The 26199-nt window shown below is 70.8% G+C and carries 19 protein-coding genes and 1 pseudogene; 8 read left to right on the top strand and 12 right to left on the bottom strand.

Features of this window, described 5'->3' with window-relative positions:
* Positions 1 to 56: 56 nt before the first annotated feature.
* Positions 57 to 1529 carry a serine hydrolase domain-containing protein gene (locus Van01_RS00460; protein ID WP_203997665.1) on the bottom strand — a complete coding sequence of 491 codons (1473 nt, stop codon included), beginning with the start codon at positions 1527 to 1529 and terminating at the stop codon, positions 57 to 59.
* Between the two features lie 85 nt (positions 1530 to 1614).
* Positions 1615 to 2118, bottom strand: a complete 504-nt coding sequence (locus Van01_RS00455) for an ArsR/SmtB family transcription factor (RefSeq protein ID WP_203997663.1) — start codon at positions 2116 to 2118, stop codon at positions 1615 to 1617.
* Positions 2119 to 2218: 100 nt separating this feature from the next.
* Here Van01_RS00455 and Van01_RS00450 point away from each other — a divergent pair, with 100 nt between their 5' ends.
* Complete coding sequence (locus tag Van01_RS00450; RefSeq protein WP_203997659.1) at positions 2219 to 3151, top strand: ParA family protein; 933 nt, start codon at positions 2219 to 2221, stop codon at positions 3149 to 3151.
* Positions 3148 to 3378, top strand: a complete 231-nt coding sequence (locus Van01_RS00445) for a Rho termination factor N-terminal domain-containing protein (protein WP_203997657.1) — start codon at positions 3148 to 3150, stop codon at positions 3376 to 3378. The genes Van01_RS00450 and Van01_RS00445 overlap by 4 nt, the downstream gene beginning before the upstream one ends.
* An 11-nt stretch (positions 3379 to 3389) precedes the next feature.
* Here the strand turns inward: Van01_RS00445 and Van01_RS00440 are convergent, their stop codons facing one another.
* The gene (locus Van01_RS00440; protein WP_203997653.1) at positions 3390 to 6563 is read right to left on the bottom strand and encodes an NACHT domain-containing protein; all 3174 of its coding nucleotides are present in this window, start codon (positions 6561 to 6563) and stop codon (positions 3390 to 3392) included.
* Between the two features lie 248 nt (positions 6564 to 6811).
* Between Van01_RS00440 and Van01_RS00435 the strand changes: the two genes are divergently transcribed.
* The 3 genes from Van01_RS00435 to Van01_RS00425 all read left to right on the top strand — a co-directional run bounded on the left by Van01_RS00435 (position 6812) and on the right by Van01_RS00425 (position 9938).
* Entirely contained in the window at positions 6812 to 7798 is a 987-nt protein-coding gene (locus Van01_RS00435; RefSeq protein WP_203997650.1) for an aldo/keto reductase, read from the top strand.
* Positions 7799 to 8067: 269 nt separating this feature from the next.
* A complete protein-coding gene (locus Van01_RS00430) occupies positions 8068 to 9084 on the top strand; it encodes an ATP-binding cassette domain-containing protein (protein WP_203997646.1) in 1017 nt (338 codons plus the stop codon).
* Entirely contained in the window at positions 9081 to 9938 is an 858-nt protein-coding gene (locus Van01_RS00425) for an ABC transporter permease (RefSeq protein WP_203997644.1), read from the top strand. Before Van01_RS00430 ends, Van01_RS00425 begins: the two co-directional genes overlap by 4 nt.
* 71 nt (positions 9939 to 10009) lie before the next feature.
* Here the strand turns inward: Van01_RS00425 and Van01_RS00420 are convergent, their stop codons facing one another.
* The 6 genes from Van01_RS00420 to Van01_RS00395 all read right to left on the bottom strand — a co-directional run bounded on the left by Van01_RS00420 (position 10010) and on the right by Van01_RS00395 (position 18351).
* Entirely contained in the window at positions 10010 to 13420 is a 3411-nt protein-coding gene (locus tag Van01_RS00420) for an ATP-binding protein (protein WP_203997641.1), read from the bottom strand.
* A gap of 47 nt (positions 13421 to 13467) precedes the next feature.
* Positions 13468 to 13890, bottom strand: coding sequence for a hypothetical protein (locus Van01_RS00415; RefSeq protein WP_239098791.1), 423 nt, complete (start codon positions 13888 to 13890; stop codon positions 13468 to 13470).
* A 62-nt stretch (positions 13891 to 13952) separates the two neighbouring features.
* Positions 13953 to 14213 (bottom strand): hypothetical protein, encoded by a 261-nt coding sequence (locus tag Van01_RS00410; protein WP_093401959.1) that lies wholly within the window; start codon positions 14211 to 14213, stop codon positions 13953 to 13955.
* A gap of 19 nt (positions 14214 to 14232) precedes the next feature.
* The gene (locus Van01_RS00405; protein ID WP_203997638.1) at positions 14233 to 14895 is read right to left on the bottom strand and encodes a hypothetical protein; all 663 of its coding nucleotides are present in this window, start codon (positions 14893 to 14895) and stop codon (positions 14233 to 14235) included.
* A 145-nt stretch (positions 14896 to 15040) separates the two neighbouring features.
* Entirely contained in the window at positions 15041 to 16393 is a 1353-nt protein-coding gene (locus Van01_RS00400) for an AAA domain-containing protein (protein ID WP_203997720.1), read from the bottom strand.
* 347 nt (positions 16394 to 16740) lie between these two features.
* On the bottom strand, positions 16741 to 18351 hold the full coding sequence (locus Van01_RS00395; protein WP_203997634.1) for a DHA2 family efflux MFS transporter permease subunit: 1611 nt from the start codon (positions 18349 to 18351) through the stop codon (positions 16741 to 16743).
* A 258-nt stretch (positions 18352 to 18609) separates the two neighbouring features.
* Between Van01_RS00395 and Van01_RS00390 the strand changes: the two genes are divergently transcribed.
* Entirely contained in the window at positions 18610 to 18930 is a 321-nt protein-coding gene (locus Van01_RS00390) for a GYD domain-containing protein (RefSeq protein WP_203997631.1), read from the top strand.
* A 156-nt stretch (positions 18931 to 19086) separates the two neighbouring features.
* Here the strand turns inward: Van01_RS00390 and Van01_RS00385 are convergent, their stop codons facing one another.
* Entirely contained in the window at positions 19087 to 21423 is a 2337-nt protein-coding gene (locus tag Van01_RS00385; RefSeq protein ID WP_203997628.1) for an acylase, read from the bottom strand.
* Positions 21424 to 21709: 286 nt separating this feature from the next.
* Between Van01_RS00385 and Van01_RS00380 the strand changes: the two genes are divergently transcribed.
* Complete coding sequence (locus Van01_RS00380; RefSeq protein WP_203997625.1) at positions 21710 to 24358, top strand: ATP-binding protein; 2649 nt, start codon at positions 21710 to 21712, stop codon at positions 24356 to 24358.
* A gap of 45 nt (positions 24359 to 24403) precedes the next feature.
* On the opposite strand, the gene Van01_RS00375 is transcribed toward Van01_RS00380, so the two are convergent.
* Positions 24404 to 24667 (bottom strand): hypothetical protein, encoded by a 264-nt coding sequence (locus tag Van01_RS00375; RefSeq protein ID WP_203997623.1) that lies wholly within the window; start codon positions 24665 to 24667, stop codon positions 24404 to 24406.
* On the opposite strand from Van01_RS00375, the pseudogene Van01_RS33910 reads away from it, so the two are divergent.
* Positions 24662 to 24879 (top strand): annotated as a pseudogene (locus Van01_RS33910) (hypothetical protein); the annotation flags it as partial. The gene Van01_RS00375 and the pseudogene Van01_RS33910 sit on opposite strands and share 6 nt — an antisense overlap.
* Before the next feature lie 199 nt (positions 24880 to 25078).
* Here the strand turns inward: Van01_RS33910 and Van01_RS00365 are convergent.
* The gene (locus tag Van01_RS00365; protein WP_203997617.1) at positions 25079 to 26020 is read right to left on the bottom strand and encodes an S-4TM family putative pore-forming effector; all 942 of its coding nucleotides are present in this window, start codon (positions 26018 to 26020) and stop codon (positions 25079 to 25081) included.
* Positions 26021 to 26199: the final 179 nt, after the last annotated feature.

The raw sequence follows: 26199 nt of genomic DNA, 5'->3' as shown, positions 1-26199 counted from the left end.
ACATCGGCCCACCCGGTTCGCATCGCCAGGAGCGGCAGGAGGGGCCGGCCAGGCGTTCAGGAGAGCAGCGCGGCGGCCAGTGCGATGGCGACGGCCAGCGAACCGGCCGTCGCCGCCACCCGCAGCCACGGCCGGGCCGCACCGTTCAGCGGCAGGGTTCGCCAGCGCTGTACGACCAGGGCCAGCCCGACGCCGGAGGCCACCAGCCCGAGCGGCCAGATCCATCCGGGCACAGCCGACCAGCCACCGAGCTGGTGGCCCAGGGCCGGGTAGACAAGCGCCCAGACGCCTCCCGACAGGACGGTGAGCCGGTCCGCCACGGGGCGACGCGCGGTGCCGATCAGGGTCAGGCCACCGATGAAGGTGAACAGGAGCCCGATTCCGACTCCGATCCAGGTCGGCCGAGCCGGCGAGGCGGTGCCGGCCTCCTCGCGGGGTACCCCGAGCAGCCGCAGCCCGACGGGCTCCACTCCCATGTCGGTGTTGCCGAGCACCACCACGCCCCGGCCGGTGGCCCGGTCGAAGCCGACGTACGAGGAGAAGCCACCTGTGGCGCCGTTGTGCCAGGTGATCTCGTGGTCGCCGTAGCGGGTGGTGAGCCAGCCGTACCCGATGCGGGTGCGGTCGGTGTCGTCGAAGCGCGGGTCCCGGGCCTCGGCGCCGGGTGCGGTACCGGCGGCGGTGGCCGCGACGAGTCGCGCGAGATCCTCGACTGTGGACCAGTAGCCCAGGCCGGCGGGGGCGTATCCGGTGCCGATCCACGGGTCGGGAGTGCGGCCACTACCGATCGTGCCCTCCGCCCGCTCGGCGGGCAGCGCCGCCGCGCTGGTGACCTGGATGGTCGCGGTCATGCCCAACGGGGTCAGCAGTTCTCGGTCGAGCAGCTCGGGATAGCCGGTTCCGGCATCGGCCGCGATGGCCTGGCCGAGCACCGCCATGCCGAGGTTCGAGTAGCTGACCTCGCCGCGCCCGTCGCCTGGTGTCTGGTCGTTCGCGGCGGCGCGGACCCGGTCGACGTCCTGGCCGGCGTACGGGTTGCCGGCCGCGTAGTTGGCCCAGGTCGTGCGAGCCCAGTCGGTGACCGAGTCGAGCACGATCCGAGGCAGCCCGGCGCGGTGGCTGGCCAGTTCGGCAAGGGTCACCTCCCCGGCGGTACCGGTGATCGCCGGCCAGGTCGCGCCGAGGGTGTCGTCGGGGCGTACGGCGCCGACGCCAGCCTGGTGGGCCAGCAGCATGCCGGTGAGCACCTTGGGCACCGAGCCGATCTCGAACGGGGTGTCCGGCCTGACCGGGTTGCCGGCGCGGTCACGGTCACCGAGGCCGGCGGTGCGGATCTGACCTCCGTCGATAAGTGCGACGGCGAGCCCTCGGTAGCCGCTGGGGTCGTCCACGGCGGCCCGGACGGCGGCGGCGAGGTCGGCGTCGCCTGTGGTCTGTGTGGTCAGCCGGGGTTGCCGGGGCATGAGGCCGAGCCCGGCCAGGCCGGCAACGATCCCGGCAACCAGGAGGATGACTGACGTCTTACGCATGAGGGGCTCCTTCCGTTCCTGCCGGGGCGACGGGCGGCTGTCGTGCTGGCCGCCAGTGACCCGGCATCGGCCGGTTGGTGGTGGCTCAGCGACCGGCGGCGGCGAGGATGGTCAGCAACGGCACCACCCGTTCGGCGGGGATGGCGTACCGGCCTCGGCCGGCACTGCGCAGCCAGCCGGCGGCGGTGAGCTGACGCAGGTGGTGGTGCAGTTGGCCGGTAGTGCCGAGGTCCTCGATGCCGGCCAGTTCGGCGGTGCCCTGCCGGCCACCGAGGATCTCGCGCAACAGTCGCAGGCGTACCGGATGGGCCAGGGCGGACAGAATGGCCGGCAGGTCGGCCCAGTCGTCGGCCAGCAGGTCCTCGACGGCCCGACCGTACTGCCAGTCGTAGTGCTGCCCGCCGACGCGGACCGTTCCGGTGTAGAGCACGGCCCCGGAACTGTCGGCGGGCAGCCGCTGCTTGAGCCCGTCGAGCGCCCAGAAGACCCCCTCCAGCGGCGGCGTCGAATCCTCCGCGCCGCCGATCCGCTCGACAAGCGCGGCGACCTGCGCCTCCAACGCCGCCAGCCGCTCCTCCACGTCCGCCATTGCTCGATAGTACGAACTTACGTAGTTACGTGCAAACGCGGGATGATCGACTTTCCGCCGGACGGCCCGCTACCGTCAGTCGTCTTGGGGAGGTACGTCGATGTACGTCGTGTCCGTGATCAACTACAAGGGTGGGGTCGGCAAGACCACGGTGACCGCCAACCTCGGTGCCGAACTGGCCAACCGGGGGATGAAGGTGCTGCTCATCGACCTCGACCCGCAGGCAAGTCTGACCTTCGGCTTCTACGACCCGGACGACTGGCGGGAGCGGCTGCGCGACAGCCGGACCGTGAAACGGTGGTACGACGGCCTGCGCGAGGGCAGCCCGTCGGTCACGCTCGGTGAACTCGTGGTGTCGCCCGGCGCGGCGAACGCCAGGCTCACCGGCACCGGGCGACTCGACCTGATCGCGTCGCATCTGCAACTCGTGGACATCGACCTGGCCCTGGCCCGCAGCGTCGCCGGTGGCGAGGAGTACGACGCCGAACTGTTCCGGGTCCGTGGTTCGCTCGCCGAGGGGCTGCTCGCCGACGGGCTCGACCCGTACGACATGGTGCTCATCGACTGCCCGCCGAACTTCAACGTGGTCACCCAGTCGGCCATCATCGCCAGTGACCACCTGGTCATTCCGGCCAGGGCCGACTACCTGAGCACGCTGGGCATCGACTACCTCTACGGCAACGTGCGGGAACTGGTCGAGCAGTACAACGCCGACGCCCGCCGGTTCGCCACCGTACGCCGGCACCAGAAGGTCGCCCCCGGCGTTGCCGGCGTGGTCTTCACGATGATCCAGTTGTTGTCGCAGCAGCCCATCGCGACCCACCAGAGCTACATGGACCAGGTCCGCAACCTGGGCCTGCCGGTCTTCCCCACCGCGCTGCGGGAGAACGTCACCCTCTACGCGACGAACACCCCGCGCGGCGTGCCGGTGGTCCTGCGCGACCGCGTCACGGTGCCCGCCGTCCGCGACGAACTGCGTCGCCTCGCCACCGAGTTCCTCGACCATCTCCAGCCCGACCGGCAGCCGGCATGACCCGCCGGGTCGACGTGACCGACGCCGTCGAGCAGTTGGCGACGATGGCGAGCCGCGCCGACGGCACCGCGTATCTCTCCCCCTGGCCGCTTCGTGACCTGCGGGAGCTGGCTGCGGAGCTGGGGTTGCGCGGTGTCGGCGGGCTACGCAAGGCGGACCTGGTCGAGCGGCTTGTCGAGCACACGATCGGCTACCGCCTCGCCTCCACCGCGCTGCGCCGCCGCTGATCCGGGAGGACTCAGCCGCCGGTCCTGACCGGCTGCCGTGACCTGCCGCTGCCACCTGTGGCCTGACGGCCGATCACGGTCTGTTCGGCGGTGCGGGCCGTTGGCGCCCGGTCGAGCAGGGCCCGGTACGGGTTGCGCAATGCCCGTTCGCGCAGCCGGGTCGAGCGCACCAGCAGGACCATCGCGCCCACGAGCGCCACCGTCAGCGCCATTGTGGACTCGACGCCCAGCCAACCGGCCGCGGTGGCGAACGCGACGGGCGCACCCACGCCGACCAGTCCGACCAGGCCGATGAGCATGACGAGGACGGGTATCCAGAACTTGTCGTCGTCAGCCGACATGATCACTAAGATCACGAAGGACACCACAATGGCTGCCGTGCAGAGCACCACGGCCACTGCCGCGCCCATCGGCCCCCAGGCCCACCAGCCGATCACCGTGCTGAACGACCGGATGACGGCGATGCCGACCAGGACCACACCGGCCAGCGCCCCGAGCGTCACGGCGACGTTGCGCAGGAAGGTCAGGACCGTGGGCGCCTCGGGCCGCTCGTTGAGCGTCCGCCAGTCCCGCAGGTCGGCGTCGAGCACGCCACCTGTCCACAGTCGACCGGCCAACTCCGTCAACACCGGCATGGGCAGCCGGGTCAGCAACGCGGCCCGCCAACCGGACACCCGAGGCCGCAACGCCTGCACCGCCAGGTCGCGCGCGGCCTCGGGCTCCCGCCGGGCCACCAGGTCGAGCATGTCGCGGATCTCGTACGTGCCGAAGGCGCCGGAGAGCAGTCGCTTGTAGCCGAAGCTGTGCGCCTTGCGATTGAGCTCATCGGTCAGTTCCTTCGACGCCTTGCCGGCGCTGAACGCACCGGGGCGTGCGACGAGGCCCACCGCGAGACGCACGTCGACGGCACCGAGATCGCCCGGGACATCGTCCGCCGAATCGAGAATCAACCAACCGAGGCGGCCCATCGTCCGGGCCATCGGGGTACCCGGCTCGAAGGGCGCCCACAGCCAGTCGTACCACTCCGCGCCCCGCACCCGTCCCGACCGCCGCTCGGCCGACCGCGCCGCCTGGGCGGCCACGGACGCGGCCTCCACAGCCGTGGGGTCGAAGGTGCGCAGTTCGTTCTCCACGTCCGGCGCGCCGACCAGGACGGCCAGTCGCCACGCCGCGCGTACGGCGACCTCCATGTCGCCCGCCCACAGCTGTTCCGCAAGGGCCACTGCGGCGGCGGGGGTGCCGACGGCGGCCAGGTCGTCGACGGCGGCAACCGAGCCGGCGCCGGCCCGGGCGGCGAGGGTCGGGATGGCCAGCTCACCCGTGGCCCGCAAGGCGGTACGGGCCGCCGGTACCCGTACCGCCATCTCACTCAGCAGTTCGATCGCCTCGCGGCGGCGGGACTCCGCGAGGGCCACCACAGCGTCCTCGGCCACCTGGCCGCCGGAGCGCGCCTGCTGCGCCAGGCTGTCGAACAGCACCTGGCCGAACGGCCCAGGATTACCGGCCACCGCACCGAGCGCCGCCAGCACCAGATGCTTGTCCGCCACCGGGCTGCCGAGCAACCGAAGCTGACTGTCCACGATTGTCGCGGCGAGGCTCTCGTCGATCTGCCGGGCCTCGGCGATGCACTCCAGGGCGAGCAGCTTGTCCCGGTCGTCACCGGCGAAGATCTGCCGGACCACACCTGAGGCGTCGCGGTTGGCCCCGGCGCACCAGAGCTTCACCGTCTCCCGCCACCGGCCCGGGTTCTCCCGGTAGAGCCCGAGCAACCGCTCGGGGTCGTCGGCGAGTTCCACTGCCGCGAGGTATTCCTGCAGGGTCAGGTGGGCGAACTCGTAGAGCAGGTTGTTGTCGTCGATCCGGATCAGCAGCCCGCTGCGCTCCACGATCTCGTCGACCATGCGCGGCAGGTGCTCCTCGGCCAGGCGGAACCGGGGCAGGATACGGGCGAGTTCGGCGTACACCTCCGCCTCGCCGATCACCCGGCGGTCGGTGCCCTGGGATCGGCCGCCCTGGGCGGCCAGCGCGACCGCCCGCAACGCCATCAGCTTGTGGCCGGCCTGGTAGCGGGCCAGATTGCGGTGTCGGCCCAGATCCCGGTCCCGGCGCAGCAGGTGCTCGACGGCCTGCTGGTAGAACTCCGCCCGCGAGTTGGTCAACATCGGGCCGGCACCGGCGTCCGCCTCGTACAACGTGCTAATCATGGTGAGCATCAGGGGGCTACGAGCCAGCCTCATCACCGTCGGGCTCGACCGCAGTTCCGCCAGGAGTTGCTCGACGATGTGCCGGGATTCGGTGGACACCTCGTCGCGTTCCCGCCCGGGCGGGTGCTGCTCCGCGCCCGGGCGGCGGGTGAACCAGAGCCGCAGGAAGTGCCGGATACCGGCGTCGTCGAAGCCGGCCACCCGGATCTCCCGATCGAAGACCGGCCGCAGGTCACCGTCGTAGACCGCGTCGCGGCAGGTGACCACGATCTGGGTGGTCGGATGGCGCTCGGCGAACTCCTTGATGTCCTCGGCGACAGCGCCCCGTCGTTCGGTGACCACCTCGTCGAGCCCGTCGAGGAAGACACAGAGCCGGCCACTGGCCAGCGCCATCTCGGCGACCTGCTCCGCGTCGGCGACGAGCGGAGGGGCGGGGCGATGCCGGCGGCGACTCGCCGATTCGTCGTCGAGCCGGCCGAGGACCTCCGCGATCAGTTGCCGGATCGTGCGTCCGTCCCGGTTGGACCTGGCGAGTTCGACGAGCACCGGTACCCGGTCGAACCGTTCGGGCGCCGCCGCCCAGCGCACCATCGAATGCCGCAGCAGCATGGACTTGCCCGCTCCGGCCGCACCGAGGATCACCGTGCGGCGGCGACCCTGGACGTCGCGGTAGATGTCGACCCGCCGGCCGTCCTGCTCGTACTCCAACGGCACGTACACCTCGTCAAGCGTGACCGAGACGTCCCGGAGAAAACCGAGTTCCATCCGGTTGTAGGTGCGCGCGACCCAGGCCCGGTAGCGACGCCACTCGTCGGCCCGGATGCCTCGTCGCCGGCCGGCTACGCGGCCCCAGAGCCGGGCCAGCAGGGCTTTGATCCAGTCGGCGAAGAACTGCTGGATCACCGCGACGAGCACCGCCAACAGGAAAACCCCGACTGCCGCGTACTCCACGCCGAAGGGCAGGTCCGGCAACTGTGGCACGAGGCGGCTCCTCTACGCAGTGAGAGCGGGCAGGAACACACCGTATGGGTGGGCGTGCCGCTCCGCACCGGGCTCCGGTGCCGCAGCCGATGGACCTTCGGACGAGGGAGTCAGGTCAGCCGGGGCGCGGAAACGGACCGCACGGTGATCCCGGATCGACCGCTCGCTCAGGGGTTGACCTCGAGTGCGCTCGAAGACGCAGGCTGGTGCCGCGTCCACGTCGTCCGGACGCAGGAGAGGAGTTCCCCATGCGGTATCGCACGATCGGCAGCGACAGGCGTACTCGTCGCGAGGTGAGCGTGCTCAGCCTCGGCGCGATGCTGTTCGGCACGAAGACCGACGAGGCCACCTCGTACGCCATCTTGGACCGGTTCGTCGAGGCCGGCGGTACCTTCATCGACACGTCGAACAACTACGCCTTCTGGATGACCGGCGGGCAGGGCGGCGACAGCGAGGAACTGCTCGGCCGGTGGCGGCGCAGCCGGGGCATCGGCGACGAGATAGTCATCGCCACCAAACTCGGTGCGCGACCGCTGGCCCCCGGCACCAGCTACCTGGACAACCCGGAGGGGTTGTCGGCGAAGGTGATCCGGGAGTCCGCCGAGCGCAGCCGGGAACGGCTCGGCATGGACCGGCTGGACCTGCTCTACGCCCACATCGAGGATCACCGGGTGCCACTGCGGGAGACCGTCGAGGCTTTCGCCGAGCTGGTCGCCGAGGGCACCGTGGGGCTGCTCGGCGCGAGCAACCACCGGACCTGGCGGGTGGAACGGGCCCGGGCGCTGGCCGCCGCGGCCGGGCTGCCCGGGTACGAGGTGCTCCAGTACCACCGCAGCTACCTGCCGGCCCGGCAGGACGGGCCGACCGACCTCGACGTCGACGGCAACGTGGGCGCGGTCGGTGGCGAGTTGGCCAGCTACCTGCGGGCCGAGCCCGGCCTGACCCTGGTGTCGTACGGGTCGCTGCTGTGGGGCGCCTACGTCCGGCCGGACAAGCCGCTGGGGCCGGATCACGACCTGCCGAGCGTGCCGGTGCGGCTGGCCGCGCTGCGGGAGGTCGCGAAGGAGACAGGTGCGACTGTCAACCAGGTGGTGCTGGCCTGGCTCATCGACGGCGACATCCCCACCATCCCGCTGGTGGGCGTCTCCTCGGTGGCGCAGTTGGACGAGAGCCTCGCCGCCGTGGACCTGACGCTGACGCCCGAGCAACGGCACCGGCTCGACACCGCCTGGTAGCGGGGGCCGGCAGCGTGCCGGGCCGGCCACGGCCCGGATCACTGCCGACAGGAGGTGTCGGGGCAGCCGCCGCTAGATCAGATCTAGCGGCGGCTGCCCGCCGTCTCGCGCCTGTCGGGTGAGCCGACCACTCCCGCCGGCCAGCGTCGTTAAAGCTGGCGGATGGCCACGGGAAGGGAGCATCCTGTCGTACCCGTGGGGTGTGGTGGGGCGTCGGGTCGCGGCGGCCCGGCTCACAGGCGTGACGAACGGAAGGAAACTTCGCAATCATGAGTAGACGCACCACCGGCCTCGCCATCGAGGCCGAGGGTCTGACCCGGTCGTTCGGTGAGACCCGCGCGCTCGCCGGCCTCGACCTCCAGGTTCCGGCAGGTGCCGTGTACGGGCTGCTCGGGCCGAACGGCGCCGGCAAGACCACAGCGGTACGCGTACTGGCCACCCTGCTGCGTCCGGACGGTGGGCAGGCCCGGGTGTTCGGTCACGACGTGGTCTCCGAGGCCGACGCGGTCCGCTCCCGGGTCAGCCTGACCGGCCAGTACGCCTCGGTGGACGAGGATCTGACCGGCACGGAGAACCTCATCCTGCTGGGTCGGCTGCTCGGGCTGCCCAAGTCCGCCGCCCGGCAACGGGCGGAGCAGCTGTTGGCCGCGTTCGGGCTGACCGAGGCGGCCGGACGGCAGGTGAAGAAGTACTCGGGTGGCATGCGGCGACGCATCGACATCGCGGCGAGCATCCTCAACACCCCCGACCTGCTCTTCCTCGACGAGCCGACGACGGGGCTGGATCCGCGCAGCCGTAACCAGGTGTGGGAGATCATCCGGGCGGTGGTCTCGCACGGCACGACGGTGCTGCTGACCACGCAGTACCTGGACGAGGCCGACAAGCTGGCCAGCCGGATCGCGGTGGTCGACCACGGCCGGGTGATCGCGGAGGGCACCCCTGGCGAGTTGAAGTCGTCTGTCGGCTCCGGCACGGTCCACCTGCGGCTACGCGACGCGGACCAGCGGCCCGAGGCCGAGCGGGTGTTGCAGGCCACGCTGAGCGTGCCCGTCCAACTGGAGGCCGACCCGGTGGCGATCACCGCCCGGGTCGGCGGCGACGGCACCGAACTGGACGCCAGCGCGCAGGCCGCCCGGGCACTCGGCGAGCTGTCCCGCGCCGGCATCGTGGTCGACGACTTCTCCCTCGGCCAGCCGAGTCTGGACGAGGTCTTCCTGGCCCTGACCGACCACCCCGCCGTACCGGCCACCGACGAGCGGGACGACGAGCTGGAGGCAGCCCGATGAGCAGCGACACCGCCACCTCGACCGGCCGGGCGCCGACGGTCTTCGTACCCTCGTCCGAGGCGCTCGCGACGGTCCTCGCGCCGGGTGCCCGACCGCCCCGGCCGAGCCCACTGTCGGCGTCGCTGACCTTCAGCTGGCGTGCCCTGTTGAAGATCAAGCACGTCCCGGAGCAGCTGTTCGACGTGACCGCGTTCCCGATCATCATGGTGCTGATGTTCACGTACCTGTTCGGTGGCGCGCTCGCCGACAGCCCCCGTGACTACCTGCAGTTCTTCCTGCCGGGCATCATGGTGACGAGCGTCGTGATGATCACCATGTACACCGGCGTCGGGCTGAACACGGACATCGAGAAGGGCGTCTTCGACAGGTTCCGGACGCTGCCGGTGTGGCGGCCCGCCGCGCTGGTCGGCATGATCGTCGGCGACGTGCTGCGCTACATCCTCGCCGCGCTGGTGATCCTGACCGTCGGGCTGGTGCTCGGCTTCCGCCCCGACGGCGGCGTGCTCGGCGTCCTCGCCGGCATCGGCCTGCTCGTGGTCTTCTCCTTCGCGTTCTCCTGGGTCTGGACGTTCTTCGGGCTGATCCTGCGCAGCGAGAAGTCGGTGATGGGGGTCAGCATGATGGTGCTGTTCCCGCTGACCTTCCTGAGTAACGTCTTCGTCGACCCGTCCACGATGCCCGGCTGGCTCCAGGCGTTCGTCAAGGCCAACCCGATCACCCACCTGGTGTCCTCGGTACGCGCCGCGATGGCCGGCACCACTGACGCCTCGGCGATGATGTGGATCGTCCTCTGGAGCGCCGCCTTCATCGTCGTCTTCGGCACCCTCACCATGTACCGCTACAACCGCCGCTGACCCCCACCCCCCACCCCGTCCCGCCCCCCGCCCCGTTGATCATGAGGCGGGGGTGGGTGGGGTGGGTGGGGTTAGAGGTGCCAGGGGAGGGAGGTGGGTGGGAGGTAGCGGCAGGCGGTGCCGGTGGAGACCGTGACGCGCAGGTGGGCGGCGAGTGGTGGGTGCCGCTGGTCGAGGCGCCGCAGGGTGTCGCGGATGCGGGCGGTGACCGTCTTGCGGGCGCGCTCGGTCTCGTCACCGAGCCGCCGCGTGCGTCCGGCCAGACCGGCGGCGGCCCGCAACTGGTCGATGAGCGCCTGCCGCTCGGTGTCCAGCGCCGACACCCTGGCCTCGTCGCCGCGTCCGGCCGCCAGGTCGATCTCGTCGTCGAGCCGGTCCAGGTGCCGCCGGTACCGGTTCTTCGCCTCGTCGTCGAGCACCTGGTCACCGCCCATCCGGCGGGCGGCGACGAGTTCCGGCCCGGCGGCCGGATCGAGCAGTTCGAACACGGGCACGTCGACTCCCGGGCGGCCGAGCAGCAGGCGCAGGTCGTGCAGCCCTTTGGCGTCGGGCAGATGAACCGTGCTGCCCTCGAAGGTGAGCCGCCAGACGGCGCCGTCGCGCCGGAACTCGTACGCCTGACCCAGGGCACCACCGTTCCCACCCGGCACCGGGGCCGAGCCCGCCGTCACGGGGACAGCCATGGCCGAGCCTGCCGTCGCCGGGCCCGTTGCGGCCGAGCCCGCCGCCGGGTCCGCCTCGGCGGACCGCCCGGGTGCCTCGATGGACGGCATCGCCGATCCGGCTGCGGCGAGTCGGGCCAGCACCTGCGGCACGTCGAGCTGGTGTGCCTCCTGCTCGGCAGCGGCGCGCAGAGCAGCGGCACTAGCGGCATCACCCGGGGCGCCACGAACGGTCAGGACGTCGACAAGCGCGGCCCGGGCGATCAGCGACCACGGGCGGGCGCCCATCCGGTCAGCGGCGGCGCGGGCTGCGGTGAATCCGGCGACGGCGTCGTCCCAACGCTGCTCGGCGGCGTCGATCACGGCGAGCCAGTGATCCACCGGGCCGCTGACGTCGCAGCCGTACAGCGACACGAGCCACTGGCCCCGGTACGGCAACAGCGCCTGACGGGCCTCGGCGCAGCGGCTCGGGTCGGCGACGGTGGCCTGGGCGCGCGCCCGCAGCCACATCGGCGAGATCGACCCGGCGAACCGGGTACCCACGGCTTCGAGCTGCGCGACGAGGTCTGTCGCTCTGCGGTGGTCACCGCGTTCGGCGGCGGTGATCGCCCGCAGCAGGACGAGGTGCGGATGTTCGGCAGTGGTCAGCCCGGCGAGCAGTGCATCGGCGTCGTCGAGTCGACCCCGCAGCAGCAGCAACGCCCAGCGCAGGTGGTGGCCGAGGAAGGCGTGGTCGGAATGTTCCCACTCGTCCAGCTCGCCGAACTCCCGGTAGCAGACCTCGGCATCGGCGAAGTCGCCCCGGAAGGCGCCGATGATGCCGCCGTCGATGGCCGCGGCCATCCGGTGCCGGGGCTTGCCGGTCTGTCGTCCGCCGGTGACGAAGGCGGTGAGTTCGGCGAGGTAGTGCGGGTCACCGAGTTCCAGCAGCGCGACCCAGCGCAGGGAGGTGGACCACAGCTCGGTCTCGCGGTCGCCGTTGCGGCGCGCGACGTCGCGGATCTCGCCGGTGAGGGCGGCCCGTTCGGGGGCGGTACCCAACCCCCAGGTGGAGTCATGGCGTGCCCACAGACTGAAGGTGAGCGCCTCGTCGTCCCGCGTCGACCGGGCGAGCGTCTCAGTGGCGGTCATCAGATCCGCTTCGAGGACGGCCGGTCCGACGCTGTCGTCGGGTTCGCCGATGAGCCGCCGGTACGCCTCGCGCAGCAGTGCCTCGCCGTCGATGCCCGGTATCGGCTCCAGCTGCCAGTGGCGACGCGCGTTGAGCGCGAACCGGGCCAGCGCCGCGTGGTCGTCGACCGTCAGCGCCAGCGCTGTCGCGTCGCCGAGCAGCTGACGCGCCTCCTCCCGGTCACCGCAGTGGAAGAGCTGATCGGTCAACGCAGTCATGATCTTGACTCGCTGGAGGTCGTCCCGCACCACCTCAAGCGCCCGCCGAAGATGAACCGTGGACTCCTCGAGCGCCAGCCGGCACCTGGCGTCCCGCGCGGCTTCGAGCAGCAGCTCGGTCACCCGGGTCGGGTCCAGATGAGCGCCGGCCAGCCACGCGTGGCGGGCAACGTCGGCGGGGATCAGCAACCGGTCCAGCGCATGGTGCTCCTCGACGGCCCGCACCACGGCTGCGTGCCGAGCCCCACGGTCGTCGTCGGTCAGCGCGTCGTACAGCGTCTCGCGGACCAGGTCGTGCACGAAGGCGTACCGGCCGTCACCGATGTTGAGCAGCAGCCGCGCGGTCACCGCGACATCCAGCAACTCGCCGACCCGGGTCGGTGGCAGGCCGACACTGGCCGCCAGAACCTCGCCGTGGAACTCCCGGCCCAGCACGGCGGCGACGGTGAGCGCGTCGCTGACCATGCTGGGCAGGTGGTCCAGCCGACGCCGGACCACCTCCCGTACGCCGGGTGGGATGGCGGCGAGCGCGCCGTCGACGTGCCACAGCCGGGCGGTCTGCTCCACGAAGAAGGGGTTGCCGCCGGTGCGCCTGTGCACATCGTCGACGCAGTTGGAGTCGGGCTCCCGGCCGGCGGTGCGGGCCATCAGCGCACCGACCTCGTCACGGGACAGCCCGGTGAGGCTGATCGTGGTGGCCTTGGCCACCAGCGACATCAGCAACTGTCGCAGCGGGTGGTCGGCGGCCTCCACCTCGGCGTCGCGGTACGTCCCGACCAGCAGCACCCGCTCGAACCAGGTGTGCTGGGCGGCGAACCGTAGCAGTCGCACCGATGCCGCGTCGGCCCAGTGCAGGTCGTCGAGGATCACCATGACCGGCCGGCGCTGCGACACCGCGACAAGGGCTGTGGTGACCGCGTCGGACAGGGCGAACTCTTCCTGCTCGGCCGCATCGCCCAGGTCAGCGACGGCGACCGGCAGCGGGAAGCCGACGTCGCCGCTGGCGGTGGCCGGCACCAGAGCACCCGCCTCGCCGTGCGCGATGCCCGGCACCAGCGAGCCGGCCTCGCTGCGGGCGGTCGCCGGCACCGGAGCACCCGCCTCGCCGAGCAGGAGGGCCAGCGCCGGCTCGGCGGATTCCCGGGCCATCGCCCAGTCCTGCGGCGACCGGCGCAACCTGCGCAGCACCTGGGTCCAGGGCCAGTAGCCGGGGGCACTCGCCGAGTCCCAGCAGGCCCCACCGAGCACCAGCGCGCCCTGCCTGCGGGCCTCGTCGGCGGCGGCGGTCACCAGGGTGGTCTTGCCGATGCCCGGCTCACCGGCGACCAGGACCAGGCCGCCGTGGCTGGCGGTGGCCCGGTCGACCTCGGCCCGCAACAGACCGGCCGGATGATCCCGCCCGATCATGAATCCGCCCGCCTGCGCCCTCATGGCAACCGACGGTAGCCGACCGGGCCGACACGCCGGGCCGTCGCGGTTCAGCGGGCGTCGGTGACCACGTGGGCGCAGGCGACGCAGGCCGGCGGCCCCTGCTCGGCGAACCAGCGGCAGGTACGCCGGATGGCGCAGCGGGGCAGCTCCACCTCCGGCTCGCCGACGGTCTGCGCGTACGACGTGACCAGGCGTTCACCGAGCCCGCAGTGGTCACCTGTCCAGAAGCCGCACCTGCTGGTGACGCACGGACCGGCGAGCCGGTAGCGGGCCTCCACCGGGACCTCCGCCTCCGCCGCCGCGGCGACGGCGACCTCGGCGGGCAGAGCCGGGGTCACGTACGCGACCCGGCCCGCCGGAGTGATCATGCCGAGGAAGACCGTGGCATTGGACGCCGGCGTACTCGGGCACATCCGCTCCACCGGCCCTGTCGCGACCGGCACCCCCGCCGCGACCGGCGGCCCTGACACGCCCGGCGGCCCCTCCGATGCGACCGGCCGCGGCGTCGCGGCCGGTCCCTCCGATTGTCGGATCACTTCTGCAACCAGAAGCCGATGTCGTTGATCTTCTCGCCGAGATCCTGGGCGAACGGACCGTCGATCACCCAGAGGCCGTACCACTCCGGCCGCAGCCGCAGGTTGGCGTGGCCGAGGGCGAGCGGGTTACTGAGCTTGGTGCCGGCGACCGAGAGGGCGGCCAGGCCGGCCTTCTGGATCTCACCGGCGATCTGGCTCTGCTGCTCGGATGTGAGGTCGACGCCGTCGACCACGAAGCGGAACTCGTGGCGTGCCATGGTGTTTCCTCCGGTTCGTTCAGTAGGTGTCGGTACGCAGCCCGCGCCGCAGTGCCGTCCTGGTGAAGGCCGCCCAGCCGGAACGGGAGGCGGCGTCGAGGCGGCCCACCTGATGGCGCCACCCGGTGGCACCGTCGGTAGGCACGCCCCACAGTTCGCGGCACGCCGCGACCGCGAAGGCGACCTGTTCAGCCGACCCGGTGAACCCGGCCGCACCGTCGACCACGCGCAGCCCACCGTCGGCGGCGACCGTCACCTGCCCGAAGTGGTGATGCAGGCTGGCCAGGGTGCCCAGGTGCGCGTGGTCGGCGCGACCGGCGAGGAACGCGTCGAGTGGCCTGTCGTCCACCACCACCCGGATGGCGCGCAGGGTGAACGCCGCCCCGGCGGAGTCGGCCACGCCTACCACCTCCGTGGGGACACTCCACCGACGCGGCGAGTTCGCCGACCAGAACGCCAACCAGTCGCCCAGCCGCTCGTGCAGGTCCGGTTGCAGGGCCGCCGGGGCGGCCAGTCGTGCGGTGGCGATCCCGTCGTGGGTGACCGCCGATGCTGCCGCGCGGACCGGGACGGCCGCCGCGGCGGGTGAGGTGACGACGGTTGCGGTGACCGCCGCGGCCGAGGCGACCGCGGTTCCGGCGAGCAGCCCGCGCCGAGACAATGAGACAGATGGGGATGTCATGGTCCGCCTTTCTCCGACGGCCTAGGCATCCCACGCTATAGACGGCGACAGATCATCTGAATCGCCCTTGTATCGGGACGCCGACATGAATCCCGGTGATCGACGACGGCGTGAACGCGTTCATCCTGCATCGCGTCGGTGCTGGTCAACGCAACGGCTGGGCCACAGTGGTGAGATGGGCCAGGATGGCCTGGTTCGCCTCCCAGCCGTCGGGGAACCTGACCGGCACGTCCAGTTGGGGCGCCTCGGTCGAGGGGTGGGCGTCCAGCAGTTCGCCGATGCCGGCGCGGGCCACCACCAGGCAGGCCTGCCGGTGCCGGGAGGTGAGCACGCAGAGCCGCCCCGATTCCAGGTGGAAGGCGGTGGCGTCCCGCCGGCCGGAGAGCGGGTGCAGCACGATCGTCACGTCGTACTCCCGGCCCTGGAGGCGGTTGGCGGTGTCGACTGTGACGTCCGCACCGGCCTCGCCGAGGTGCGCGCGGATGACCGCGACCTGGTCACGGTGGGCGGCGCCGACGGCGATCCGGTCCGCGGTGACCGGCGCGCCACCGGGCACCTGCTCGCAGACCGCGACCACCCCGCGCCGCAGCACCCGCAGCGCGAGCGCGGCACACGCCGCGGCGGCTTCCCCGTCGGTACGGACGGTGTGCCGGGCCGGCAACTCGTACAGCGCCCAGCCGGTGGCGACGGCCGACTCCACAGCCCGGTCGACGGCGTCACCCGACCCGGCCCCGGTGAGGTGCAGCGCCCGGTCGGCCGGACCGGTACCGGCGCGGAAACCGGTGAACGGGTAGAACGCGCGGGACACGACCGGGGCCGCCGAGGCCGGCAACCGCCAGGAGACCGGCAACCGGTGTACCGGCAGCTGCGGATTGTGCCGCAGCAGCACCGCCACCGCCGACTGCATCGGGTCCCAGGTCAACCCCGCCCACCGACCGGTGTCCACAGTGGAAAATGGATCGAGCTGCCCCGGATCACCCACGCACAGGGCCCGCTCGAACCTGCCGGCCACGCGCAACAGGGCGTCCGAGCGCATCTGGTACGCCTCGTCCACGATCGCCCACGGCCAGCACCCCTCGGTGACCGTGGCCCACTTGGCGGCCGTACCGATGACCACTGCCGAGGCGGCCAGATCGCTCACCTTCGCGGCCACCCGGACCTGCGGATGCGCCCGAACCCGGTGCGACGCCCGGTAGTCGCCTGCGGAGAGCCGACCGAGGTGTAGCTGCGGAGCCTTCGTCGCGAGCCTGTCGATCAGGTCATCGACCTGCTCGTTCGTCTGGGCAATGATCATCAGCGGCTCGCCGGTATCCGCCAGCTCGATGGCGGCCCGCACCACAAGGGTCGACTTTCCGGCCCCCGGCGGCGAGTCGACCACCACGCCCCGGTGCTCGCCCGAACGCAGGTCGGCCAGCACTGCGGTGATCACGCGCTCGGCCTCGACCGCCGGCGGTACGGCCAGCTCCGGCAGCACCGCCAGCTCCGGCGTCAACCCCATCTGCCCCACCGGCCGCACCCTACCGCCAGCTACCCCGTCGCGCGCCCGCCCGCACGCGAGCTGCCTCGTCGCGCGCCCGCCAGGCACCGGATGCGGCATGTCGGGTCTTCCGGCTCCCGGGAAGCCCCGACATGCCGCAATCCGCGACGCGGAGAGCCCGTCCCCCTCGGCCCGGGTCCCCTCACACAGGCCCGCCCCCAACGCCAGGCCCGACGCGACACGCCGCCCAACAGCAGCTGCCACCCGACATGCCGCATTCTGCGGGCAGGCAACGCCGAGAGGTAGCGCGCCGACGCCGAGAGGGAGCAGACCCGAGCGGGCCGGCGACGCCGAGACGCGGCGGAGGGTCAGTGGACGATGACCGGGGTCCTCGGCTGGTCGCCCGGCTGGTCTCCGGGCTGGTCGTCGAGCAGGTGGGACCGTTCCCGTCGCCTGGGCAGGAACGCGGCCGGGATGAACGTCGCCGCCACCAGGGCGAACGCCACCCAGAAGGTGGTGGCGAAGGAGTTGGCGGCGAAGTCCAACCCGCGCTCGATGATCGACGGGTCGGGAAGCTGCTGCGCCAACTCCGGCCGCTGCTGGGCGGCGATCGCCAGGCCGGCCTCGGTGACCGGGTTGCCGTTCTCGTCGGTCAGGCCGGGGATCGGCCGGGAGCCGTTCAGCTCGTTGGTGAGGATCACCGACATCACCGCGGCACCTACGGAACCACCGATCTGCTGGAGGATGTTGACGAGCGTGGAGCCTCGGGCCACCTCGTGCCCGGTGAGCGTCTTCAGCGCCGAGGTCATGATCGGCATCATCGTGCCGCCCATGCCCAGACCCATCACGAACAGCGAGCCGCAGAGCAGCACGTACGAGGTGTCGGCGTCGAGCTGGGTGAAGGTGAAGAACCCGGCGAGGATGAGCACCAGCGCGAACGGTACCGTCCGGCCCACCGGCACCTTGTCGGCGAGCATGCCGGCGATCGGCATGGTGACCATGGCGCCGATGCCCTGCGGGGCCATCAGCAGGCCGGCGTGCAGCGTCGACTCACCGCGCACCTGGAGGAAGTAGCTCGGGAACAGCAGCCCGGCACCCATGAAGGCGATGATGAAGACGAACATGGTCAGCGCCGCGATGGTCAGCCTGCGGTTGCGGAACAGCCGCAGGTCGAGCAGCGGATGCTGGGGCTTGAACGAGTAGAGGACGAACGCCACCACGAGTACGGCACCGATCAGCATCGGCCCCCACACCTCGGCGTCGGCGAAGGTGCCGGCCTCGGGCAGTGTCGAGACGCCGTACAGGAACAGGGCGAGACCGGGCGAGAGCATCAGCATGCCGAGGAAGTCGAACGACTCGGAGGGCTGCGGGCTGTCCTTCGGCAGGGCCAGCTGGGCGTAGACCAGCGCGACGACGCCGATCGGCAGGTTGATCAGGAAGATCCAGTGCCAGCTCGCCACGTCGATCAGCCAGCCGCCCAGGATCGGGCCGCCGATCGGGCCGAGCAGCATCGGGATGCCGAGCACCGCCATCAGCCGGCCGATCCGGTTCGGCCCGGCCGCCCGGGTCATGATCGCCATGCCGATCGGCATGAGCATGCCGCCGCCGAGACCCTGCAACACCCGGTAGGTGATCAACTCGCCGATCGTGTCGGCGGTGGCGCACAGGCCGGAGCCGATGGTGAACAGCGCCAGGGCCATCATGTAGAGGCGTTTGGTGCCGAACCGGTCGGCGGCCCACCCGCTGAGCGGGATGACAGTGGCCAGGGCGAGCGTGTAGCCGGTCATCGTCCAGGCGACGCGGGCGTACGAGGCGTCGAACTCGCTCTGGAACGTCGGCAGCGCGACGCTCACCACCGTCACGTCGAGAATCGACATGAGCGCACCGAGCACGACGACGCCGGCCACCTTGAGCACCGCGGCGTCGAGCTTGTCCGAGGTCGGGACAGGCTGCGGTGCCGCGACGGATTGCTGTGTCACGAGGTCTCCTGTTGTCGGAATGTCCGAAGGACGAGCGGTGGTGGCCGACGTGGCACCAGGGCCGGCGCGACGGCGGTGGTGAAGCCCGCACGGCACAGTAGCTCCCGCCAACGACACTTCGCCGCCCGTTTAGCGACCAGCAGAGCTTTCTGTGAGCACGGCCACGGTGACTCTGTGGCGTGAGGCGTGGCCGGGCCGGAAACGGGTAGGCGCGGCACGCCCGGCGGGGCCGGGCGGAGGTGGGAAGGTGGTGCCAGCGTGGCGAAGTACCTGGTCACAGCGACCTACACGATTCCGGGCATGGCCGGGCTGGCCAAGGACGGCGGGACCGCGCGGGCCGAGGTGGTCAGGGCTTTGATCGAGAACGCCGGCGGGCAGGTGGAGGCCGTGTACTACGCGTTCGGCGAAGTCGACCTGTACGTGCTCTGCGAGGTGCCGGACAACCTCACCGCCGCCGCACTCGGCATCACCGTGCGGGCATCTGGCGGCGTCGACGCCCGGATCGTGCCGCTGCTGACCACCGAGGAGATCGACGCCGCCGTCCGGCTGCCGGTCACCTACCAGCCGCCAGCTCCGTGACGCCTGTCGAGCCGGACGGAAACTCGCCGCCCAGCCCGACCCACCCAGGCCACACCACCGAATGCCCGACGGGTGCCAACACGACATGCGGCATCTCGCGGCCTCGCGCGCATCAGAAAGCCCAGAATGCCGCAACGCGCGACCCCCACAGCCCAGTCAGCGGTGGCGCTCCCCCACCCGGTACGTGACCAGGTTCGGGTCGGCCCGTAGCTGCTTCTGGGTGAACTTGATGGTGTCCCAACCCTTGGCCGAGTACAGCCGGGTCTGGTCGGCGTACCACTGCGAGTTCGGGTTCGCCGACTGCGAGTAGGTGAGCAGCTGCCGGCCCGACGGGCCGCCTCGACCCAGCTCGACGGCCATCAGGTACGAGGTGCCGTGCCGCACCTTCGGGTAGCCGACGCCTGGCTGCACCTGGTTGATGATCATGTTGAAGACACCAGCCTCCGGCCAGCCGCCGTGGATGGGGATGCGTTCCGCGCCGCGCGGTTCGGTCTGGATGTCGCCGAGGCGGGCGTCCAGTGGGATGGCGCCGAGCAGTTTCACGGCGTCGGCGAGTGCCGTGCGCACCCTCGGGTCGTCGACGGCGAGCCGGTTCGGCGTGGTCAGCGGGGCGGCCGGGTCGAACGGGTCGGCGAAACGCAGGCCACCGGCGCGGGCGAACTCGGTGAACACGTGCGAGCCCCGGCTGCCCAGGTCGACCCGGAGGTCCCAGCGACGGAGCGCGGCACAGGCGACCGTCAGGTCGACAGTGGTGCCGTCCGAGGCGGTGGCCGTCGGCTGGGCTTCGCAGAGCCGGACCAGGTCGTCGCGGACCAGTTCACCGCCGTACGCCCGGTTGCCGAGCGTCACGTCCCACAGCCGGCCGGCGGTGAAGCCCCGGCCGGGCAGCCCGTCGGTGCCGGCGAGGCGCTGCCGCACCTGGTGCACGCCGAGCCGGGTCCACAGGCTGCGGACGGTCCGCTCGTCACCGATGATGCGCGGGTACCCGACGAGCGGGCGCGCGGGGTTGGCCAGCCAGTAGCTGTCGTTGGAGTTTGTCACGTAGTCGTCGCGGACAAGCGTGGGCAGGTTCGCCGGCCCGAGGATGCCGGGCACCGCCGCGTCCCGGTCCCGACCCAGCTCACACGACGACCGGGAGCCGTCGAGGACGGCCTGGCCGCTCGTGGCGTACAAACTCTGGAAGGAAGCTGGGATGCACGCGGCCGCGAGGGAGTCGGTGACCCGGGGCACGACGGAGTGGTCCGCGTAGAGGGCCCGCCCGTACCGGTCGGCGGCGATGACGTTGACCCAGGGCAGGAACTGCCGCCGGTCCAGCACCGACCGCAGCTCACCCACCGACCTCGCCCGGCCCATGGCGAGCCAGCCGTCAAGGGCGCGGTTGTTCGTGGCGTTGACGTCGGTGATCGCGTACGCCGTGTCGGTGGTCCAGTCGAAGCGGCCCGGCACCACGACGACGGGGCCGAAGTGGGTGTCGTAGAGGGTACGGCTGACCGGTCCGGCGGGAGTCTGGACGGTGACCGTGCGGGCCGTCATCTTCCGGGTCCGGCCGTCGTAGCGGTAGCTCGTCGGGTCGCCCGGCACCAGAGCGAGTTGATGCCAGACGAAGCGGCGGGCGGTGGAGACGGTGTGCGACCAGGCGACCTTGCCGTTGTGTCCGATCTCGATGAGCGGGTCACCGATCAGGGCCGCGCCCTCCACGTCGTACCGGCCGGGCACCTTCAGTCGCATCCGGTAGAAACGCTCGTCGCCGTCCCACGGGAAGTGCGGGTTCGCCAGCAGCATGCCGGCACCGCTGGTGGTGGCGCCGCGTCCCAGACCGTACGCGTTGCTGCCCACCCCCGCCGGCGCCCCGTCGCGGGCGGCGACCACGGCTTCCGCCTGCGGGGCCCGCACCGGCGCGCTGTCCGCACCCGGTGGCGCGGCGACGACGATGCCGTCGGCGAGTGCGCCGGAGCTGGCCCGGACCATTCGGGCCCAGTTGGCCCGCCACAGATCCAGCTCGGTGATCGGACGCACCCACTCCTGCCCGGCGCAGGCCGGGTCGTTGATCTTCTTCTGCGCGCCCCGCAGGTAGGCGTTGTAGCCGGCGGCGAAGCCGCGCATCTGGTCGCGTACCTCGTTCGAGGGTGCGCGGAGGCCGTCGCGCCGGCCGACGAGCCAGCGCTCGGCGGCCCGGTCGTCGATCGCCTTCTGGTGGAAAAGGTCGCTGGCGACGTTGTCGGTGGCCGCGCCGAAGAACCGGGACCGCTGCGCGCTCACCGTCACCACACTCTCGGCGATCAGGCAGATGTTGTCCTCCGCCTGGGCGTACCCGACGCCGTAGCCGAGGCTGGCGAAGTCGCGCGCGGTGATGTGCGGTACTCCGTACGAGGCCCGCTGGATCAGGGCCGAGTAGCCGCCGCCGTGCGCGACAGCGGTCCCGCCGGTCACGGCGAGGCCGGCGGCGACCAGGCCGGTGGCGGTGGCCGCGGCGACGATCCGTCGCCCCCTCATCGGACAGCTCTCTTCATGGGACGTCCTCCCCGTATGTCGACTGTGCCCGATCAACTCGTTGCCCGATCGAGGCTAATCACATCGACCGATCCGGCAATCCGGGATCACCACCACCCTCATCCGGGGCAACCCGCAGAACGCCCGCCCCACCTCGCCACACTCGACCGTCCCGACGGAGAACGCCAGTTGACGGTGGTGCGTTGATTGCAAGCCGCCCGGAGGCGACCCAGGGTTGCACCGGTGCTGACAAGATTGAGGACGGCGGCACTGATGCATAGGGGGCCCGATGCCGGTGGACACCTTTGTCGACCGCGAGCGCGAGTTCGAGGTCGCGATGGCCCAGGTGCAATCGGCCTGCTCAGGTCGCGGAGGTTTCCTGATCATCGACGGTTCGGCGGGCATCGGCAAAAGCGCAATGCTCGCGAAACTCGCCGAGTCGGGAGGTGCACCGACGTTTCTGTCAGTGCGCTGCCACGCGCAGGTAGGACAGTTGACTGCCTATGGACCCTTGGTCGACTTGGCATGGCTCATTGAACAGAGCGCTCCGCGCCACCGCCGCCTGCTGCGCCGCTCCGGTGAGGGGATGAAGACGCGGTGGCCCGAACTGCTGACTATGGTGCCTGGTGTCGGAGAGGCGCTGAAGATGGTCGCTGAATCCCTGTCGGGACCAGTACCCGGCGCACCGCTGGTGGATCACCGTACGGCTGCCCGCTCGATGGCGGAGGCAACGCTTGCGTTGCTGAGGGCGAAGCACCCCGCTGTTGTAATCATCGACGATGTACATCGTATCGACGGGAGTTCCGGCGCGGCGCTGTCCTATCTCGCCCGCGCCGTGCAGGACCAGCCGGTGCTGTTCGTGTTGGCGCTGCGCCACGACGAAACGCCCGACAATCCCGCTGCCCAGCAATTGATCGACGAGTTACAGACGCAGGGGGCCCGCCGGGTTCGGCTCGGCGGTCTACCGCCTGCGGCGGTCGAACAACTCGGTCGCCTGCTCGTCGGAACGACGTCTGCCCAGGTGACCCGGCGACTCTGTGACCAGACCGGCGGGCATCCCCTCCTACTACGCTATTACCTAGACAGGGGACAGCCGCTTGCCGCACTGCCAGCCGCTGACAACGCCGGAACGGTTGGCCTGCGGGCGGGGGATGACACCGATGCGCTTCTCACACGTGTTCGGCTGGTGATCCAGGCGCGATTGCGGCGACTGTCCTCGGAAGACCTACGTCTGATGTCTATCGCAGCCATACAGGGCCGCTCATTCCATAGCAGCGTGGTGGCGAACATCGCGGGGCAGGACCACGACGTGGTGGCACATCGGCTACACCGGCTGGCGACCGAAACGGGCATGGTGTACCCGGTCGACGCCGACGACTGGGACGACGTGCTAGACGCCGATCGTTACGCTTTCGAACACGACCTGCTTCAGGAAACCCTCTACCGGGACCAGACCGAGCGGCAGCGCCGCGAACGGCACCGCAAGGTTGGCCGCATCCTGTATCAGCATTCGAGGGACTTCGCCGACTTGAACCAGGAGCTCGCGTTGGACCTGATCCGGCATCACCGACTCGGTCGCGACTGGCTGTCGGCAGCGAAGGTAGCGCACGATACCGCCTGCCGCCTGGCTGGGACCGGTACCTCCACCCGCGAGGTCATCGCGATCGCCGAGCAGGGTTTACACGATGTCAGGCGCGCAGCACCGGTGCCAGACGCCGATCGGCTGCGCGCCCAGCTGATCGAGCTGCTGTTGACCGCAAGCGAGTTGAGCTGGCGTACCCGGCCGGAGGCAGACGGCAGTGTACGTCTGGAGGCCCTGTCGGCCGAGGCGTTGGAGGCCGCCCGCACCGCCAACGACGAGGCACTCGGAGTCCGGGTGCGATACCTGCAGGGCAAGGTCCTGCTCTACACCCGTGGTGTCCCGGCCGCGATCGGCCCTCTGCGGGACGCCTGGGAGACCGCCCTAGCCAGTGGCGACTCGAGGAACATCCTCCTGGCTGGCTGTGAGTACGGGCGGCAACTGCCGAAGGTGAACGTCGAGTCTGGCCTCGACGTTCTCCGCCGGACCGAAGAGGCCGCTGGTGACCTGCCTGACAGCCTTGACGATCCCGTGCTGCAGCGCGCCCGGCACATGACTGCTTTGCAACTGGGGGTCAGCCTCTTCGACGCGGGACGGCTCGGGCCGGCCCTCACTCGGCTCCGGGCCTCGGTGCCCACCGTCCGCCGCAAGCCCGCGCTCGGGCTCTTACCGATAGGCCTCAACTACCTGGCGCAGGTAGAGACCGCGATCGGCAACTACGTGGAGGCAAAGCGGCTGCTGACCGAGGCGACAACGCTTCATGACGGCAGCGAGCCGGACGGCTGGCACGCCGTCAACCTCGCGTATCTCGGCAGTCGTGTAGTGCTGGACCAGCACGACTCCGCCGGACTTGCGCTTCTACAAGAGGCCCGGATCGAGGCCGAGGCGACCTGGCAGGCGAACCTCGCCCCGCTCGTGGCAAACCTCTACGCAGCGAGCCTCCTCGCGCTGGCCAACAACAACCCCGCCATGATGGGCCAAGCGTTGAGCGTGCTCAACGACACCTTGGCAGAGACGCGACGTACCGGCATGCGGCGCAGTGAGATAACCGCCCTGTCGCTGCTCGGCGAGTGGCACTTCTTGGAGGGCACGTTCCCGCAGGCGATGGCTTTCAGTGAGTTGGCCGTTGACCACATCAGGGATGCCGGCTGGCAGGTCCCGGCTGTCTGCGTGGAGGAAGTGCTGTACCGGCACAGCCGCATCCAGCAGGCGCTCGGCGACGAGCAGGGGGCACGAGAATCTGTGATCCGTGCCGTGGCGGAGGTGAACCGCAAGGCCGACAGCCTGGACGGCGATGCTCGCGTCCAGTTCCTCCGCGAGGTTCCCTTGAACAATGCCGTCCTCGCAGCAGCTGGCTGACACCAAACTCGCACGGTCAGGCTGGGGCGGTTCGGAGCCCTCGGATCAGGAGGGCGGCCAGGTGGCGGGGGTTGTAGCGGGAGCCGGCTGAGGCGCCGATGCAGGGTTGCCGACGCCCTGCAACAGGTTCGGCGGGTCGATCGGGTTGATCTGGCCGGCGTCGACGGCGGCGTTCAGCAGCAGCGTGACCGTCAGCATCGGGTGGTCGAGGAAGTACGCGTGCAGCGGCTCGAAGGCGGCGGCGGCGGAGTGCATCGCCTCGGCCAGGCCGTGCTTGGGGTCAGGAAGTCGACGAACAGGTCGATCCACGCGGTGAGCGCGTCGTACGGGGTTGGGCTGCTCGCCAGAAGGGCCCTCCAGGTCCGGGTCACCGCCCCGGTGACCGGTTCCGGGCTGCCGATCGTCGTGTTCGCGCACGGCTCCGGCGGCAACATGGACATGTACGGCCGCTTGTCGAGCACTGGGCGGCACACCGCTTCGCGGTGCTCCAGCCGACCCACCTCGACTCCCGGACCCTTAGCCCGGAACGGGTCGCCCTGATCCAGCGCGCCACCACTGCGTACCTGCGCAGCGCGCTCGTCCCAGGTGACCAAGCCTGGAAGCGGGTGGAGCCGGGAGCGCTTGGCCGGATCGAGTCCCGATGAGCATCTCGCCCAGGCCACACGACCGGTCCGAGCCATTCGCCGACAGGCACGCCCGGCCTCTCGGGTGGTCGCCGGATCACGTGAGCGATCCCTCTGTACGACCAGGCGTCACGAGCCGGGCGTCCTGGAGCAGCCGGGTGAGGGCGCTCATGGCTACCTGGAAGTCCTGCCGATCCGCCGCGTGGAACCGCCGGAAGAACCAATCAGGTACGCGGGCCTGCCCCTGCCGACTCCGGAAGATCAGATCCTGGACCTGCCGGGCCAGGGTGAGCAGTTCCGCCGAGGAGGCGTCGGCGCCTCGCTCGACCGTAGCGGCGATACGCTCCTGCATCACCGCCAGTGCGCGCTCTCGTTCGGCCGCCACGTCCCGCTGGCTGCGGTAAATCTCCAGGCCGAGCAGCAGAGCGCCGAGTGACGGCACGTACCACTGAAGCAGCAGCTGCGAGACGGTGAGCTCGGCAGTCACCCCGAACACGACTCCGAGCAGGCCCCACGCCGCCGTACCACCGAGCACCATGTGCGCGTAACGACGACGAACCCGGGCACCCCAGCCGAGATTCTGCTGCTGACAGGCGAGCACATCGTACGGGCTGGGCAGAAGCGGCACCTCGTAGTAGTCGCGTAGGTACGTCTCATCGCCCCGGTACGCCCGGTGCAGGCGACTCACCTCGGGGGCGCTCACCTCGCCTCCGGCGGCCAGGGCATTCCAGGGCAGGCCGAAAAGTCGCACGTCGAACATTTCCTGAAGCGCGGCGGCGCGGCCGAGTTGACCGCGGGACCAAACGCCCAAGCCGACCGCGTTCGCCAACGCCCACAGGGCACCGACGGCGGTGACCAGCGTGGACGACACGCCGGTGAGGGCTACCACGGCGCCCGTCACACCGAGCAGGATAGAGAGGATCATCCGGAGGTTGTCGAGCCGTTGCGCCCGGGCATGGCAGACCGACATGGCCCGCAGCAAGGCCATCATCTCGGGCTCGGTCTGGCGACTGAGCAGGGACTTGGCGGGGTCGGTCACGGCGGCCTCCCGGGTCCGGTAACCGATTCTAAATCCAGAGCGTTAGATGTGACCCATCGCTCCCAAGAGGACACCTCAAGTGATCAGCTAGTTACTTTTTAGTAGGTTTTGGGCTCGCATGAGGGTGACGTGCTGATTGGTCCGACAGTCAGCTAGATTGAGCCGACACACAGGCACGT

Origin of the sequence: Micromonospora andamanensis (assembly GCF_016863495.1) — a bacterium.
Classification (GTDB): Bacteria; Actinomycetota; Actinomycetes; order Mycobacteriales; family Micromonosporaceae; genus Micromonospora; species Micromonospora andamanensis.
The sequence above is the reverse complement of the archived record's forward strand: the minus strand, read 5'-3'. Positions and strand labels throughout refer to the sequence as shown.

Excerpts from the sequence above, each read along its gene's own strand:
- Van01_RS00460 (WP_203997665.1), bottom strand. The coding sequence starts at position 1,529 with ATGCGTAAGACGTCAGTCATCCTCCTGGTTGCCGGGATCGTTGCCGGC.
- Van01_RS00455 (WP_203997663.1), bottom strand. The coding sequence starts at position 2,118 with ATGGCGGACGTGGAGGAGCGGCTGGCGGCGTTGGAGGCGCAGGTCGCC.
- Van01_RS00450 (WP_203997659.1), top strand. The coding sequence starts at position 2,219 with ATGTACGTCGTGTCCGTGATCAACTACAAGGGTGGGGTCGGCAAGACC.
- Van01_RS00445 (WP_203997657.1), top strand. The coding sequence starts at position 3,148 with ATGACCCGCCGGGTCGACGTGACCGACGCCGTCGAGCAGTTGGCGACG.
- Van01_RS00435 (WP_203997650.1), top strand. The coding sequence starts at position 6,812 with ATGCGGTATCGCACGATCGGCAGCGACAGGCGTACTCGTCGCGAGGTG.
- Van01_RS00430 (WP_203997646.1), top strand. The coding sequence starts at position 8,068 with ATGAGTAGACGCACCACCGGCCTCGCCATCGAGGCCGAGGGTCTGACC.
- Van01_RS00425 (WP_203997644.1), top strand. The coding sequence starts at position 9,081 with ATGAGCAGCGACACCGCCACCTCGACCGGCCGGGCGCCGACGGTCTTC.
- Van01_RS00420 (WP_203997641.1), bottom strand. The coding sequence starts at position 13,420 with ATGAGGGCGCAGGCGGGCGGATTCATGATCGGGCGGGATCATCCGGCC.
- Van01_RS00410 (WP_093401959.1), bottom strand. The coding sequence starts at position 14,213 with ATGGCACGCCACGAGTTCCGCTTCGTGGTCGACGGCGTCGACCTCACA.
- Van01_RS00405 (WP_203997638.1), bottom strand. The coding sequence starts at position 14,895 with ATGACATCCCCATCTGTCTCATTGTCTCGGCGCGGGCTGCTCGCCGGA.
- Van01_RS00400 (WP_203997720.1), bottom strand. The coding sequence starts at position 16,393 with ATGGGGTTGACGCCGGAGCTGGCGGTGCTGCCGGAGCTGGCCGTACCG.
- Van01_RS00385 (WP_203997628.1), bottom strand. The coding sequence starts at position 21,423 with ATGAGGGGGCGACGGATCGTCGCCGCGGCCACCGCCACCGGCCTGGTC.
- Van01_RS00380 (WP_203997625.1), top strand. The coding sequence starts at position 21,710 with ATGCCGGTGGACACCTTTGTCGACCGCGAGCGCGAGTTCGAGGTCGCG.